Here is a 14,101-nt window from a genome sequence, read left to right on the forward strand (position 1 = left end):
CTCACAGGTCGGCGAGCGCCTGCTCGGCCCGCTCGACCCGGCGCTGCGCGCGCTCCGCCTCGGTGGCGGCAGCGCGCGCGGCCTCCCGGGCGCCGCGTTCGGCGGTGCGGGCGAACCGGTGCTGCTCCTCGGCGGCGGTCAATTCCTCGCGCAGGCGGGCAACGCGTTCGTCGGCCTCGTGCAGTCGTTTCTCGGCGTCGGCGGCCTCGCGGTCGGCCGAGTCGAGTTCGGCGCGGGCGGTTTCGGCGGCCTCGCGGGCCTCGTCCAGTTCGGCCTGCGCGGCCTTGCGGCGCGCGGCCGCACGGTCGGCTTCGCGTGTGCTGCCCTTGGCTTGCCGGCCCTTGGTTGTGCGGCCACGGGTAGCGGTCTTCGCATCGGGGACCGCGGTGAGCGCGGGCGCGGCATCACCGAATCCCTCGTAGCTGGCCGCCTTGGCCAGGGTGCCGTCGCGGACCTGGTCGGCCACCTCGGGGTCGGCCAAGGCAGCGGTGAGCGTGGTGGCGACCTCACGCAGGACCGGTTCGCCGACGGACCGGTCGTGTTCGGCGGCCAGCTCGCCCGCCCGCCGGGCCAGCGCGTTGACCACCTGCTGACGTTGCTTGGTCAGCGCGCGCAGATCGTCACCGGACAGTTCGCGCTGGGCCTCGCGTAAGGCCTCGCCGAGGCGCAGGAGGGCGTCCACCTCGTCGGGGGCCTCGCGGGCCAGCAGGTTCACCGTCCAGGCGGCGACGGTGGGTTTGCGCAGATCGGCCACCGCGGCGGCCAGTTCGCTGTCGCCCGCGCGTTTGGCTTGCGCCGCACGGTCCTTGCGGGCGGCGACGAAGTCACCGGGGTCGAGCCCGTACAGTTCGGCCGCGATCTCGCTGAGCCCCATGCCGTCGAGCCTAACCAGCAGCCACGGTTATTCAGCTCCGGTCGCGTCGGTGTCGTGGTCGGTGCGCAACAGGAATGCCGAGGCACGGTCGAGGACCTGCTCGCGGGTGCGGCCCTCGTGTTCGGCGGCGATCATGTAGGTGCCGACCGCCAGGCTGAACGCCAGCAGACTGCGCGCCTCGACCTCGTCCGGATCGGAGCAGAAGGTGCCCAGCAGTTCGCGCAGGTAGCCGATGCGATAGTTGTCGACGCGGCGCAGGCGTTCGGCCACGGACGCATCGCGGCGAGCCCAATCCCGCACGGCCAGGTCGATCGGGCGCAACCGGTCGTCGGAGAAGGTGAGCACCCCCGCCCGCCGGGCCTTCACCCGCGCGTCCCCACCCTCGCGTTCCACCCGCTCCCGGACGTCGAAGGTGGCCTCGTGCTCCCAGGTGTCGAGCATTTCCTCGAGCAGGGCATTGCGGTCGGCGAAATGCCCGTAGAACCCGCCCTTGGTGACGCCGAGCGCCTGCGCCAGGGCCTCGACTCGAACCGCGTCGGGCCCACCGGTGGCCAGGGCGCGCAGGCCCTGCTCGATCCAGCTGGTCCTCGGGGTGCGGGTGACGGCGACCATACCTTCAGTATTGCCGACGCCGTTGACAACACCGGCGGCAACGCTACGATCAACATATACGGCGCCGTATATTTGAGAAATCCTGCCCCACCACTGATTTGCGGACACCGGCCACCGCACGGTCCGGTGCCGCCCTATGGATGGAGACTCGACGATGCGGCTCCCGCACAGCGCACACACCGCCCATTCCTGGCGGATTCACGAGTTGGCCCCGGATTTCACCCTGGAGGACGTGTGGGCCTTGCCCACCCCCGGCGGCCCCAATGATTTCGATCGCCTCGTCACCATGATCGCCGCCCCCGACAGCCCGGATGACGAGCCACCGCCGTTCATCTATCGAGTGCTGTTCGCGATCCGGTGGAAGCTCGGCGCCCTGCTCGGCTGGGACCGCGACGACGCAGGCGTCGGCACCCGCGTGCCGAGCCTGCGCGACCGGCTCCCCGCCGATCTGCGCGACGGACCACGCGGCCCCGCCCTCGTCTCGGAGCCCTTCCAGTCGGTCTATCTGACCGACGACGAATGGGTGAGCGAGATCGCCAACCGGACCGTGCACGCGCTCATGCACGTCAGCTGGGTGCCCGACGACGAGGGCGGCTATCGCGGGCAGATGGCAGTGCTGGTGAAGCCCAACGGGTTCTGGGGCCGCGCCTACATGGCGGCAATTCTCCCGTTCCGGTACACCCTGGTCTACCCGGCGCTCATGCGGATGTTCGCCCGCGGATGGGAGCGCGGCCGGGCCGCGGCGACCGGGTGAGCGCCCGCGGCCGCACCGCGCTCGAGGCGGAATCCGCTGGTCCGATGTGCCGTGCTCTGGTAGCCATGGCCGGGTGACACTGTCCGCTACCACCGCCGCCCATGCGGCCGCCGCCCGGCTCGGCGTATCCTGCGCCGAGATCATCGGGGCGAGCACCAGGTCGGTGATCGTGCACGGCTCGCTGGCCACCGGCGATTTCCGGCCGGATACCCCGAGGTGGATCAGCGGCGGCGTTGCCACCACCGGCGTCGCGCCGGTTTCGAGGCCGGTGCGTCCGTCCGGGGAGCCGGTGCTGACGGCGCAGGCGTGCGATCGGCTCGCCACCGGGCCACCACCTCGTCGACGTCGACCGGGGCGATCGGCACATGCGGCGGGGTGGGGACGCGGATCCAGCGGACGATGCGCTGGTTGAGGTCGGAGACGGCCGCGCGGATCTCGCGTTCGGAGTCCAGTTCCCGCGCGGTCTCGTGGATCTGCTCGACCTCACGGCGCAGCACCAGCGATTCCGGCAGCATCCCATCCGCGCGCACGCCCTCGCGGCGCAGATAGTCACGCAGCCACCAGTTCTCGTCCACGCTGGTGCCTGCGCCGGGAATCGGCTTCCCCGCGCCCGCCAGATTCGCGAACTCACCGCGCTCGGCGGCTTCGCGTACCTGTTTGTCGATCCAGGACTCGAAGGTCAGATCGGGCGGCTTGCGCTCGGCCATACCGCCATCGTACGGAAACCGGTCCGGTGGCTCGGCCGATCAGGGCCGGCGGGCCGAACGCAGTGCGAGCTCCACGTCGGCGAGCGCGGCCAGGGTTTCGGTGAGTGCACCGCGCTCGGTGTCGGTGAGGGTGATCGCGCGGGCGCGTTCGAATGCATCGACGGCGGCCGCGGCGTCGTCGGCGCGGATCGCGAGTTCGGCCCGGTAGGCCAGGGCTTCGACCAGTTCGGCGGCCGACGCGGTCGCCTTGTCCCGTTCCAGCGCGGCATCCAGGATCTGCGCCGCCCGCACGTGTTTGCCATGGGAATCGCCCATGACGACCGCGCGTGCGAGGGTCACCGACAGTTTTCCGCCGGTCCCCTGCTCGGCCTCGGGTGCGGCGGCGACGATGCGGATCCAGTTGCCGCCGGGATCGATGACGGTGAACCCGGAATGGTTATCGGCGTTCTTGCGCTTGCGCGGCCGGGTCATCCGCGGAATCCCGGAGACCAGGAGTTTGCCGTGCATCGCGCGCATACCTGCGGCGAATGCCTCGAACAGCTCGCGAGTATCGGGCACGATGACCAGGCAGGTCCCGTAGGAGTCTGCGGGCTCGAAGTCGGGCATACCGAAGAAGTCGAGCCGGAAGTCCTCGCGTTCGAGCGAGACGTACGGGTTCGGGCGGGTCTGGTAGTAGGTCCGGGTGAAGCCCAGCATGGTGTAGAACTCGGCCATCTCGTCGATGGATCGGCACGGCAGCAGCGGCACGGTGATCTCCCCTGCCATCAGCGGTCCTCCCGATCGGCGGCCTCGCCGGCCATGGTGAAGTCGCCGTTGTTCAGGCGGCGGATCAGTCGCTGGGTCCAGGCGTAGCCGGCGTCGGCGGTGGACAACCACAGGGCGATCACCTCGCCGACCGGCCCCCAATCGTCCAGGTCCGCGTCGGGTGGAAGGTGTTCGGTGATGCTGCGGCGCCATTCGCGCATGGCGCGGGCCCGGCCTTCGAGGATCTCCAGCGCTTCCCCGCGCGGCAGATCCTCGATCAGCCCGACGGCGGCACCGAGGACGTCCAGGCTCGGCTGACTGTCGGCGAGGGCTCGGCGCAGCAGGGCGAAGTACTCACGCTCCCCCTCGGACGTCAGTTCGTATTCGATCCGTGGCGGTCCACCCGCCGGCGAGGCCGCGCTCTCGTGGGCTGTCAGCAGGTGCTTGCCGGCCATGCTCTTGAGCGCGTGATACACCGACCCCGATGTGGCCGTGGACCATTCGTGCGCGCCCCAGGATTCGAGATCGGCGCGGATCTGATAGCCGTGCGCCCGCCCCCGTCTCCGCAGCGCTCCCAGAACCAGTAGCTGAACAGGCTTCATCGCACACCTCCGCCGGAATAACTAACCAAATTTGGCTAGTAGGTCACAGCGTAACGCCCCGCCTCCCCATTAGCCAAATTTGGCTAGCGGAGAGACGGGCGCCTCGGGATCATCCGGGAACTGCGGTAGACCGAGCTCAGGCGGCGGCCGCCCGCGCCAGCATCCGCACCACCTCGTCGGGGTCCGCGACATCGACGACCAACCGGGTGAAGTCCGCGCCGGACAGGTCGATGCGCACACCGCGCCCGTCGAAGGCGGTATCCCAGAACTCCTTGCGGCCCTTGCCGCGGAACGTGCCTGCGGCGATCACGCCGGGGAAGAAGGTGCCGGGCGCGCGCACCCAGGGCGGGCGGCGATCGATTTCGGCGGGAGCGACAGCGGTGACCGACGCCAGATCGAACTGGATCGACTCGCGCAGCGCCAGTAGGCGGTGCGCACCGAGCACATGAACCGTCACCGTCGTACCCGTGACCTCGAGCTCGACCATTGTGCACCTCACTATCACCGAGAGTGTTCGCTCGTTTCAGGATGCCGGTCGTGCCTGGTCGTAGCCTGTGCCGAAGCTATGAGTTCTCTCAGGTTTCGGTCATCCGGGCGGCCTCAGCACGGTGCGTCCGCGAGGAACCGGGTGACGTCGTCGGTGAAGTTCCGATGATCCACTGCTCCCATATGCCCGGTGCGCGGGTACAGGATCAGCCGCCCGTCCGGTATCCCATCCGCGGTGCGGCGGAACGATTCGGGGGCATAGGCCGGGTCGCGGTCACCGCCGATCACCAGGGTGGGTACCGCGATCTCGCCGAGCCGATCGGTGACGTCGAACCCGTCCTCGGCGAGCAGGAAACGGTAGGTGTCTTCGGGCACCTTGGGCCGTGCCAGCGGATCCACCAGCCACATGAGCGTCCCGGCCAGCCGCGCCCCCACCGGGTTGGCGATGGTGACCTTCGCCAGATGGTGCAAGCCGCGTTCGCGTGCGAGCACGGCCTCGGCATAGCGACGCTGGCCGATCCGGGTCGCCGGATCCAGCCGGGAAGCCGCCGCCACCACGACCAGCTTGCGCACTACCTCGGGGTGGTCGGCGGCCAGCTGCAAGCCGAGCGAACCGCCGGAGGACACCCCGACGACATCGACCGGAGCCTGGAATTCGGCTCGCAGCGCGTCGGCATGCTCGGCGGCGATATCGGCCATGGTGGCACCGGCGGGTGTGCCCGGCGCCCGGTTCACCGCGTACACCCGGTGCCGGCGGGCCAGGCCGGACAGCTTCTTCAGCTCCGAGGACCGCATCCACCCCGTCGGGTTGGCGTGGTCGGGGGTCAGCCAGCGCAGGAACACCAGCGGCCTGCCGCTGCCGAATGCCAGGTACGGCATGCCGTGGCGCAGCACGCCCTCGGTCACCGCGAGCTGCTGGTCGCGCTTGCCCATCATCGCTCCGATCGTCGAATCGTCATCGGTCCCGACGCTAATCGCGCCCGGTCGCGACGGCGATGACCTCGGAGGTCATGGTGGCGCGGCGACTAGCCGAGCAGTCCGCCGAACATGCCGCCGCTGTGACCGGCTTCCTGACCGCCGCCGGTACCGCCGAGCAGCCCGCCCGGCGGCAGCTCCGAGGGCTGCACGATGACGAAGCCGCGTCCGGAGAACGCCAGCGTGGTGCCTTCGCCGGTGCTGCGGCCCATGAGCCGGCCGAGGCCGAACGAGTCGTTGCGTTTGATGCCGGTCTGCAAACTCGACGACCACGCGACCGCGGCCTGCGGGTCGGCGTAGGTGGGCTGGTCGACGTTGAGCACCACCGGTGCGCCGTGACTGGTGATGGCGATGCGGCCGCGTCCGGTGAATACGCAGTTGAACAGCCCCGCGTTGCTGGCCACACCGGCCGCGCCCTGGACCCGGCCGATGTTGTAGGTCAGCGTCGAATCGAAGGCCAACACATTGGCGCCATTGATGGTGAGCCCATCGGTGCCGTCGAGGTCGATGGTGTGCACGTCGGCGGCGCTGTTGGCCAGGAACAGATCACCGCGCCCGGACACCTTCATCAACGGCACACCCTCGCCGGTGAGCCGCTGCTGGATGGCGCGGCCGATACCGCCGGAGCCGAGCGCCTGGAACTGCAGATCACCCTGGTAGGCCACCATCGACCCGGCCCGCGCCATGACCTCACCCTGCACGGTGACCTTGATCATCTTGCCGCCCTGTTTCTGGATGCCGACTCCGGAAACTTCGGCGTGGCGCGGATCGAACAGATCGCTGTGCATCGGCAGCGCTCCTTGCTGGGACGAGAATGTGGACGCCACCGCGGCGGGCGGCTGCTGAGGTGAATACTGCTGCGGGTCAGCGGGATACGCGGGCGGATAGCCCGGCGCCGGCGGATACGGCTGCCCGCTGGGTGTCTGGCCGCTCGAGTAGGCGGCGGCCGGCGGGTAGGCCGGTGGCGGCGGGTAGCCGGGGCCGGCCGGGGCCGGCTGCTGCCCGGACACCGGCGCGGCGGGTGGCGGGTAGCCGCTCGCGGCGGGCTGGGCGACCACGGTCGGATCGGTGCGCGAGGGCGCGACGATCGTCTGGTCGGTGCGCGAATGCGCGGCCGGGGCCGGTGGCGGGGCGGGCTCGTCGTCGACGTTGACGCCGAACGCGGTCGCGATACCGGCCAGGCCGTTGTCGTAGCCCTGGCCGACCGCGCGGACCTTCCAGCCGCCGCCGCGGCGATAGATCTCGACGCACACCACGGCCGATTCGGTGGTCAGCCCGGAGACCGGGAAGGTGAGCGTGCCCGCGTCGGAGGCGATGCTCGCGGTCAGCGATCCGGCGGCGGCGAAGGTGGCCGGGCCGGATCCGTCGAGGCTGGCGGTGACCACGACCCGGTCGACGTCAGCGGGCAGCGCGCTGGTCTGCACATCGACCATATCGCCGGCGCCGCGGCCGTGCCGGTAGACGACCCCGGGGCCGACGGGCTGGTTGAAGAAGACGAAGTCGCCGTCGGCGCGGACCTTGCCGTCGGTGCCCAGCAGCAGCGCCGAGACGTCGACCGGGGTGGAGCAGGTCACGGTCACCGTCATCCGATCCGCCGGCGCCGGGCGGTTCTCCCCGCGCGCGAGCGCGTTCACCGCCGATCACCTCGATCGCGGCCCAACCGTGCGAATGACATGCGTTTCACGGCGTCGAGTGTGCCGCGCGCGCGTCGTGCGCGCCACTTCCGGTCCACCCGGCGATGGCGATGCCGAGAATCAGAAGCTCTGCCAGGCCGGCTTGTGGGCGAGCGCGTAGCGGTAGTAGTCCGCCAGTCGCAGCCCGCCGGCGGCGGCCTCGTCGATGACGACCGTGGCATGGCGGTGCAGTTGGATGACCGAGGCCGGGCAGAACGCGGTCAGCGGGCCTTCCACCGCGGCCGCGACGGCGTCGGCCTTTCGCTCGCCGACGGCGATCAGCACCAGATGCCTGGCCTCGCCGATGGTGCCGAGCCCCTGGGTCAGCACATGGCGCGGCACCGCGCCCGGGCCGTCGAAGAAGCGGGCGTTGTCGCTGCGGGTCTGTGCGGTCAGGGTCTTGACCCGGGTGCGTGAGGTCAGCGACGAGCTGGGCTCGTTGAACGCGATGTGCCCGTCGGTGCCGATGCCGAGCAGCTGCACATCCACGCCACCGCAGGCGGCGAGGGCGGCGTCGTAGCGCTGCGCTTCGGCGGCGATGTCGACGGCTTCGCCGTCGGGGCCGGACACCCGCTCCGGGTCCAGGTTCACCTGGTCGGTGAATTCGGCGCGGATCACCGAAAAGTACGACTGCGGATGGGTTTTCGGCAGGCCGACGTATTCGTCGAGCAGGAACGCCCGGCAGGCGGAGAAATCCAGGCCGTGCTCGCGGTGGCGCCGGGCCAGTTCCCGGTAACTGGGCAATGGTGAGGATCCGGTGGCGAGGCCGAGGGTGGCGGGGCCGCGGCGCACATATCCCTCGACGATGTCGGCGACGGTCGTGGCGACCTGCTGCTCGTCGTCCCGGATCACGATTTCCATGCGGTTCCTTCCGTATCGGCCCGCACGCCCGCGGTGTATACCTGGCGCACGCGCAAGGTGGGATCGGTGACGAGCACGTCGGCGCGGTAACCGGGTGCGAGCGTGCCGCGTTCGGCATCGAGCCCGAGCACCGTGGCCGGTGTGCGGGTCGCGGCGGTCACGGCATCCCGCAGTTGGACACCGGCACCGACAACGGTATGGCGCAGCACGTCCAGTAGCCGCGCGGTACCACCCGCGATCGGACCGACGGCGCCGTCGGCGGTGACCACCCGCGCCACCGCCTGCTCCACGCGCACCCGCAGTGGTCCGAGCCGGTAGTCTCCGTCGCTCATTCCCGCGGCAGCCATCGCGTCGCTGACCAGGGCGATCCGCTCGGGGCCGACGGTATCGAAGACCATCGCGACGGTGTCGGGTGCCAGATGCACACCGTCGGCGATCAATTCGACGACCAGCTCGCCGCGTCCGGCGGCGGCCAGACAGGCCGCGACCGGGCCGGGTGAGCGATGATGCAGCGGCGGCATGCCGTTGAACAGGTGGGTCGCGGTCAACGGGGCTGCGGCTTCGGCGATGGCGGCCGAGGTGGTGGCGGCGTCGGCGTCGGTGTGCCCGAGGCTGGGCAGCACCCCGTGTGCGCGCATCGCTGCGACCAGGGCGCTGAAGTTCGCGGTCTCCGGTGCCACCGTCATCGATCGCACGGTGCCGCGCGCGGCCAGGCAGATCCGCTCGAACAGTTCCGGATCGCCCGCCACGATCGCGGCCGGATCCTGGGCGCCGCAGCGGACTCGGCTCAGGAATGGGCCTTCCAGATGGATGCCGAGCAGGTCCCCGCGCTCCACCAGATCGGCCAGCACGCCCGCTTGCCGCAGCAGATCGGCCGACGGCGCCGACACCAGACTGCCCAGCATCCCCGTGGTTCCGTGCGCACGATGATGGGCGACGGCGTGCCGGGCTCCGGCGGCATCGGTCTCGGGAAAACCGGCGCCCGCGCCGCCGTGACAATGCAGGTCGATCAGGCCGGGCAGCAGGACGGTATCGCCGGGCGGCGGCAGCAGGGTGCGGTCCGGATACCGCGCCGCCGGACCTACCCAGGAGATGAACGGACCGGCGAATTCGACAACACCGTCGGCGATCTCGCCACCGACCCCGGCTCCGGCGCCGACGACCCGTCCGCGCAGCAGGATCGGCGGGCCTTCGGCCACGATCACCGATCCTCGGTCTTCGTCCCGGAATTGCCGTCGACCTCCGGCGCCGACGGCGTGTCGCCCGCGGTGACCTCGGCGTCGGTCTCCGGTTCCCGGCCCGGGGTGCGCAGATTCCATTTCTTGATCACGAAGCTGAACAGCAGGTAGTAGATGAGCGCGTAGCCGAGTCCGATCGGGATCAGCAGCCACGCGTCGGTGGCTTTGCCGAAGTTCAGGGCGTAGTCGATGAATCCGGCCGAGAAGGTGAATCCGTCGTGGATGCCGAGGGCGTTGACCAGCGCGTGCGAGGTGCCGGTGAGGATCGCGTGCACGATGTAGAGCGGCCACGCCACGAACATGAAGGAGAATTCCAGCGGTTCGGTGATGCCGGTGACGAACGCGGTCAGCGCGGTGGAGAGCATGATCCCGCCGACGAGCTTCTTCTGCGAGGGACGCGCATGGCGCCAGATGGCCAGCGCCGCCGCGGGGAGGGCGAACATCATGATCGGGAAGAAGCCGGTCATGAAGGTGCCGGCGGTCGGGTCGCCGGCGAAGAAGCGGTTGAGGTCGCCGCGCACGATCTGGCCCTGTGCGTTCTCGTAGTCGCCGATCAGGAACCACAGCGTGGTGTTGAGGATGTGGTGCAGCCCGGTCGGAATCAGCAGGCGGTTGGCGGTGCCGTAGATCCCGCCGCCCAGCACGGAGTGCTCGGCCACGGTCTCACCCACCCAGGTCAGGCCGGAATTGAACAGCGGATAGGCGAACGCCATCAGCACGCCGACCACCAGCCCGGTGACGGCGGTGAGGATCGGCACCAGCCGCCGTCCATTGAAGAATCCCAGGTAGTCGGGCAATTTCGTGCGATAGAACCGTTGCCACAGCAGCGCCGAGAGCAGGCCCATCACGATGCCGGCCAGCACGCCGTAGTCGATCATCGCCTGGCCGCCCTTCGGGTCGGTCTCCCCCGCCAGCACGATCGGCGACATCGCCTCGAATACCCCGTCGACCACCAGGTAGCCGACGACGGCCGCCAGCGCGGTCGAGCCATCGGACTTCTTCGCCCACCCGATCGCGATACCGACCGCGAAAATCAATGGCAGCCAGGTGAATACAGCCTGCCCCGCAGCCGAGATGACGCTCGCCGCACTCGACAGCGCCGAGAACCGGCCCAGCAGATCGTCCTGTCCGAGGCGCAGCAGAATGCCCGCGGCGGGCAGTACCGCGATCGGCAACATCAGACTGCGCCCGAGCCGCTGCAATCCGGCGAACGTCGCCGATTCCTTCTTCGGGCTGTCCACGGCAGTCATATCGACCTTCTTCGTCAGCGAACACGGCGGTCGCGGGGAGAGCCACCGGAGCCACCGTCGCGGGATCCGGTCGAAACCGTTGTGAGCGGACTACCCGACGGGTACTGTCCGGTCATAACTAGTTGCCAGTTTGACCAGGTGGGCGCCCGCTGTCAACCGGCACCTATGATCCAGGTAACACCCACCGGCACGGCGGATGACCCATCGAGGGAGAACTTATGTCCAAGGCGGACGCGATCGTCAGCGGCCTCGGTGGCGCCGGCAATATCGTCGAGATCGAAGCCTGCATCACCCGGCTGCGCACCGAGGTCAAGGACGGTGCCCTGGTCGACGAGGCCGCGCTCAAAGCAGCCGGGGCACACGGCGTCCTGATGTCCGGCTCGGTCGTACAGGTCGTGGTGGGCCCGGAGGCCGACACCCTCGCCGAGGACATCGAGGACCTGCTGTGACGGTGCCGATCCTGGCACCCCTGCCCGGGCGGGTCCTCGCCCTGGCCGACGTGCCCGATCCGGTCTTCGCCGGCCAACTGGTGGGTTCCGGCGTGGCCATCGACCCGGCCCGCGATCGCGGGTCCCTCGAGGTGGTGGCACCGATCGCGGGCACGATCGTCAAGCTGCATCCGCACGCGTTCGTCATCCTCGGTGCGGGCGGTGTCGGCGTGCTCACGCATCTGGGCATCGACACGGTCAAGCTCGCCGGCGCCGGGTTCACGCTGCTGGCCGCGGAGGGTGCGGTCGTCGATTCCGGTACCCCGATCGTGCGGTTCGATCCGGCCGATATCGACGCCACCGGGTATTCGGCGGTCTGCCCGATCGTGGTGATGGATTCGCCGCGCGATTCGGTCGACCAGGCCGGCGTCGGCACCGACGTCGAAATCGGTGCGGCACTGTTCGATTGGACCTCCGCACCGCGCTGACCTGCTCGGTGCACGGTCAGCGCGCGGTGGGTTCCTGCCCGACTTCCATCTGCACTCGATAGCGGTCGGAGCGGTACCAACTGTGCGTATGCTCCACCGCGGTGCCGCCGCTGAACGAGGTCCGGTCGAAATGCAGCACCGGCGCGTTCTTCTTCACGCCGAGCAAAGCGGCGATTCCCGCGTCGGCAGCGGTGGCGTCGACGGTCTGCGTGGCGCGTTCGATCGGGCGGCCGTAGCGGTCGGCACAGGTCTGGTAGATGGAGGCGGTCAGATCCACCTCGATCAGCCCGGGCAGCAGTCCGGGGTGGAACCAGCCGTCGTCCACGCTCACCGGTTCGCCATCGGCCAGACGTAGCCGCTTGATGTGATAGGCCCGGGCGCCCTCGTCCAATCCGAGTGCACGAGCGGACGCCGCGGGAGCGGTGGCCTCCTCGGCGATCAATACGACCGTTGTCGGCTGGTGCCCCTGGGCGCGCATCTCCTCGGTGAACGAGGCCAGATGCAGCCGCGACTGCACCGGACGATGGGCGACGAAGGTCCCCTTCCCGCGCACCCGCACCAGATGGCCCTCGTTGACCAGCTGGCCGATCGCCTCGCGCACGGTGATCCGGCTGACGCCATAGTCCTGCATCAGGTTGCGCTCGCTGGTCAGCAGATCGCCCGGCTGGAGTTCGCGGGTGCATTTGTGCAACAGGATGGCGCGCAACTGTTCATGTTTGGGGATCGCGCTGTCACGCAGCGGCGCAGGCATCACAGCGGCTCCTTCGCCGGGGACCGGAGGCTCTGTTCTCGCACCGGACCGAAGGTCCCGACCGGTCCGGTCCGGTGCGATGCCGAGGGTACTCCCCTGCCCGGACAGTCCACGGCGGCGGCGGGTGCGCGAGACCGTCTCACGCACCCGCCTTCGGTCAGCTCTGCACCGCCACCGGCTCCGGCACCACGGCCTGCGGTGGCCGGGCCCGCAGCAGCACCAGCCCGAGCACCGCGGCCGCGACGCTGAAGCCCGCGCTGATCCACGCACCGGTCGACATCGCCTCGGTGAAGGCCACCTTGGCCGGCTCGGTATACCCGAGTTCGAATGCGGCGCCGATGGATTCGCGCGCGGCCGTCGGCGCCTCGGCGGGCATGTTCGCGGTGAACACCTCGGCGAGCACGCTGCCGAGCACCGCGATACTGATCGCCATGCCGACCTGCTGCAAGGTGTCGTTCATCGCCGAACCCACACCCGCGTGTTCGAGCGGAATGGCGCTCATGATGGCCGCATACGCCGACGGGCCGGCCAGACCACCACCGATACCCATGATCAGCATGCTCACCAGCACCGCGCCGTACCCGGTGCCCATCGCCAGCACCACGAACGCCACACCCATCACCAGCAGACCGCTGACGATGAGAGTCTTGTTGCTCAGCTTCTTTCCGAGCGTGGCGCCGAGCCCGTTGCACACCGCCGCGGCCACCGCGTACGGCAGCAGCGCGAGTCCGGCCTTCATCGGCCCGTAGCCCAGCACGAACTGCAAATACTGGGTGAGCATGAACATGATCGCGCCCATCCCGAAGACCATCAGCAGCAAGGTCAGGCAGGTGCCGGTGAAATCGCGATTGCGGAACACCGCCAGCGGCAGCATCGGATGCTCCGAGCGGCTCTCCCACACCACGAACGCGACCGCCGACACCACCGCAAGGCCGATCACCGGCAGGTTCCATTCGCGCTCGATGATCACATACACCGCCGAAACCAGCGCCAGGATCGACAGACCCACGCCGATTAGGTCGACCGGCCGCTGCTCCCCCGTCGTCTCCGGCATCAGCACCAGCGCCGCCGCGATCGCCAGGATCGCCACCGGAATATTGATCAGGAACACCGAACCCCACCAATAGTGTTCGAGCAGGAATCCGCCCAGCGTCGGACCGGCCACGATGCCGACCATCGACACCGTCGTCCACGCGGCCATCGCCAGGCGCCGCTCATCCTGCTCGAAGGTCGTCATCAGGATCGACAGCGTCGACGGCATGAGCAGCGAGCCGCCCACACCCATCGCGGCGCGGGCCCCGATCACCTGCCACGGCTCGGTGGCCAGCACCGCCGCCAGCGACGCCACCCCGAACACGGCGAGCCCGAGGATCAGCATCCGGCGCCGCCCGAACCGGTCCGACAGGCTGCCCGCGGTGAGCAGTAGACCGGCGAAGACCAGGACGTAGGCGTCCAGAATCCACTGCACATCCGACGGGGTGGCGCCGAGCTCGCGGATCAGCGACGGGATCGCGAGGTTCAACACCGTGCCGTCGATCATCAGCACCAACAAGGACAGACACAGAACCCCCAGGATCAACCAGCGCCGGGGATCTCGTACAACGTTCGATTCCACTCGCACAGCGTACGATAAAGTCGCACAGTGTGCGAGCGCGTTT

General features: G+C 69.5%; 16 protein-coding genes. 3 read left to right on the forward strand and 13 right to left on the reverse strand.

The window, feature by feature from the left end; genetic code table 11:
* Nucleotide 1: 1 nt before the first annotated feature.
* Complete coding sequence (locus tag NOCYR_RS15695; RefSeq protein ID WP_014351370.1) at nt 2–874, reverse strand: hypothetical protein; 873 nt, start codon at nt 872–874, stop codon at nt 2–4.
* Nucleotides 875–901: 27 nt separating this feature from the next.
* Nucleotides 902–1,486 (reverse strand): TetR/AcrR family transcriptional regulator, encoded by a 585-nt coding sequence (locus NOCYR_RS15700; protein WP_014351371.1) that lies wholly within the window; start codon nt 1,484–1,486, stop codon nt 902–904.
* Between the two features lie 154 nt (nt 1,487–1,640).
* Here NOCYR_RS15700 and NOCYR_RS15705 point away from each other — a divergent pair, with 154 nt between their 5' ends.
* Nucleotides 1,641–2,240 carry a DUF2867 domain-containing protein gene (locus NOCYR_RS15705; RefSeq protein ID WP_014351372.1) on the forward strand — a complete coding sequence of 200 codons (600 nt, stop codon included), beginning with the start codon at nt 1,641–1,643 and terminating at the stop codon, nt 2,238–2,240.
* 221 nt (nt 2,241–2,461) lie between these two features.
* On the opposite strand, the gene NOCYR_RS15710 is transcribed toward NOCYR_RS15705, so the two are convergent.
* The 9 genes from NOCYR_RS15710 to NOCYR_RS15750 form a co-directional block, all read right to left on the reverse strand.
* Nucleotides 2,462–2,947, reverse strand: coding sequence for a DUF1992 domain-containing protein (locus NOCYR_RS15710; protein ID WP_014351373.1), 486 nt, complete (start codon nt 2,945–2,947; stop codon nt 2,462–2,464).
* A gap of 39 nt (nt 2,948–2,986) precedes the next feature.
* Nucleotides 2,987–3,712, reverse strand: coding sequence for a hypothetical protein (locus NOCYR_RS15715; RefSeq protein WP_014351374.1), 726 nt, complete (start codon nt 3,710–3,712; stop codon nt 2,987–2,989).
* A complete protein-coding gene (locus NOCYR_RS15720; RefSeq protein ID WP_014351375.1) occupies nt 3,712–4,293 on the reverse strand; it encodes a PadR family transcriptional regulator in 582 nt (193 codons plus the stop codon). Before NOCYR_RS15720 ends, NOCYR_RS15715 begins: the two co-directional genes overlap by 1 nt.
* A 136-nt stretch (nt 4,294–4,429) precedes the next feature.
* Nucleotides 4,430–4,780, reverse strand: a complete 351-nt coding sequence (locus NOCYR_RS15725; RefSeq protein ID WP_014351376.1) for a hypothetical protein — start codon at nt 4,778–4,780, stop codon at nt 4,430–4,432.
* Between the two features lie 113 nt (nt 4,781–4,893).
* Nucleotides 4,894–5,715, reverse strand: a complete 822-nt coding sequence (locus tag NOCYR_RS15730; protein ID WP_148280661.1) for an alpha/beta fold hydrolase — start codon at nt 5,713–5,715, stop codon at nt 4,894–4,896.
* A gap of 89 nt (nt 5,716–5,804) precedes the next feature.
* Nucleotides 5,805–7,340 carry an AIM24 family protein gene (locus NOCYR_RS15735; protein ID WP_048834199.1) on the reverse strand — a complete coding sequence of 512 codons (1,536 nt, stop codon included), beginning with the start codon at nt 7,338–7,340 and terminating at the stop codon, nt 5,805–5,807.
* Nucleotides 7,341–7,508: 168 nt separating this feature from the next.
* A complete protein-coding gene (nagB, locus tag NOCYR_RS15740) occupies nt 7,509–8,288 on the reverse strand; it encodes a glucosamine-6-phosphate deaminase (protein WP_048833433.1) in 780 nt (259 codons plus the stop codon).
* Nucleotides 8,276–9,469 carry an N-acetylglucosamine-6-phosphate deacetylase gene (locus tag NOCYR_RS15745; protein ID WP_048834200.1) on the reverse strand — a complete coding sequence of 398 codons (1,194 nt, stop codon included), beginning with the start codon at nt 9,467–9,469 and terminating at the stop codon, nt 8,276–8,278. Before NOCYR_RS15745 ends, nagB begins: the two co-directional genes overlap by 13 nt.
* 20 nt (nt 9,470–9,489) lie before the next feature.
* Nucleotides 9,490–10,776 carry a PTS transporter subunit EIIC gene (locus NOCYR_RS15750; RefSeq protein ID WP_014351381.1) on the reverse strand — a complete coding sequence of 429 codons (1,287 nt, stop codon included), beginning with the start codon at nt 10,774–10,776 and terminating at the stop codon, nt 9,490–9,492.
* 218 nt (nt 10,777–10,994) lie between these two features.
* On the opposite strand from NOCYR_RS15750, the gene NOCYR_RS15755 reads away from it, so the two are divergent.
* Nucleotides 10,995–11,225: a glucose PTS transporter subunit EIIB gene (locus NOCYR_RS15755; protein WP_014351382.1), complete on the forward strand. Its 231-nt coding sequence runs from the start codon at nt 10,995–10,997 to the stop codon at nt 11,223–11,225.
* 2 nt (nt 11,226–11,227) lie between these two features.
* Nucleotides 11,228–11,692 carry a PTS sugar transporter subunit IIA gene (locus tag NOCYR_RS15760; protein WP_014351383.1) on the forward strand — a complete coding sequence of 155 codons (465 nt, stop codon included), beginning with the start codon at nt 11,228–11,230 and terminating at the stop codon, nt 11,690–11,692.
* A gap of 16 nt (nt 11,693–11,708) precedes the next feature.
* On the opposite strand, the gene NOCYR_RS15765 is transcribed toward NOCYR_RS15760, so the two are convergent.
* Nucleotides 11,709–12,446 carry a GntR family transcriptional regulator gene (locus NOCYR_RS15765; RefSeq protein ID WP_014351384.1) on the reverse strand — a complete coding sequence of 246 codons (738 nt, stop codon included), beginning with the start codon at nt 12,444–12,446 and terminating at the stop codon, nt 11,709–11,711.
* 154 nt (nt 12,447–12,600) lie between these two features.
* Entirely contained in the window at nt 12,601–14,058 is a 1,458-nt protein-coding gene (locus NOCYR_RS15770; protein ID WP_048833435.1) for an MFS transporter, read from the reverse strand.
* Nucleotides 14,059–14,101: the final 43 nt, after the last annotated feature.

The organism is Nocardia cyriacigeorgica GUH-2 (assembly GCF_000284035.1).
Lineage (GTDB): Bacteria > Actinomycetota > Actinomycetes > Mycobacteriales > Mycobacteriaceae > Nocardia > Nocardia cyriacigeorgica_B.

Bases quoted from the DNA above. Each gene is read 5' to 3' on its own strand.
- NOCYR_RS15695 (WP_014351370.1), bottom strand. From the start codon at position 874: ATGGGGCTCAGCGAGATCGCGGCCGAACTGTACGGGCTCGACCCCGGT.
- NOCYR_RS15700 (WP_014351371.1), bottom strand. From the start codon at position 1,486: ATGGTCGCCGTCACCCGCACCCCGAGGACCAGCTGGATCGAGCAGGGC.
- NOCYR_RS15705 (WP_014351372.1), top strand. From the start codon at position 1,641: ATGCGGCTCCCGCACAGCGCACACACCGCCCATTCCTGGCGGATTCAC.
- NOCYR_RS15710 (WP_014351373.1), bottom strand. From the start codon at position 2,947: ATGGCCGAGCGCAAGCCGCCCGATCTGACCTTCGAGTCCTGGATCGAC.
- NOCYR_RS15715 (WP_014351374.1), bottom strand. From the start codon at position 3,712: ATGGCAGGGGAGATCACCGTGCCGCTGCTGCCGTGCCGATCCATCGAC.
- NOCYR_RS15720 (WP_014351375.1), bottom strand. From the start codon at position 4,293: ATGAAGCCTGTTCAGCTACTGGTTCTGGGAGCGCTGCGGAGACGGGGG.
- NOCYR_RS15725 (WP_014351376.1), bottom strand. From the start codon at position 4,780: ATGGTCGAGCTCGAGGTCACGGGTACGACGGTGACGGTTCATGTGCTC.
- NOCYR_RS15730 (WP_148280661.1), bottom strand. From the start codon at position 5,715: ATGATGGGCAAGCGCGACCAGCAGCTCGCGGTGACCGAGGGCGTGCTG.
- NOCYR_RS15735 (WP_048834199.1), bottom strand. From the start codon at position 7,340: ATGACGGTGACCGTGACCTGCTCCACCCCGGTCGACGTCTCGGCGCTG.
- nagB (WP_048833433.1), bottom strand. From the start codon at position 8,288: ATGGAAATCGTGATCCGGGACGACGAGCAGCAGGTCGCCACGACCGTC.
- NOCYR_RS15750 (WP_014351381.1), bottom strand. From the start codon at position 10,776: ATGACTGCCGTGGACAGCCCGAAGAAGGAATCGGCGACGTTCGCCGGA.
- NOCYR_RS15755 (WP_014351382.1), top strand. From the start codon at position 10,995: ATGTCCAAGGCGGACGCGATCGTCAGCGGCCTCGGTGGCGCCGGCAAT.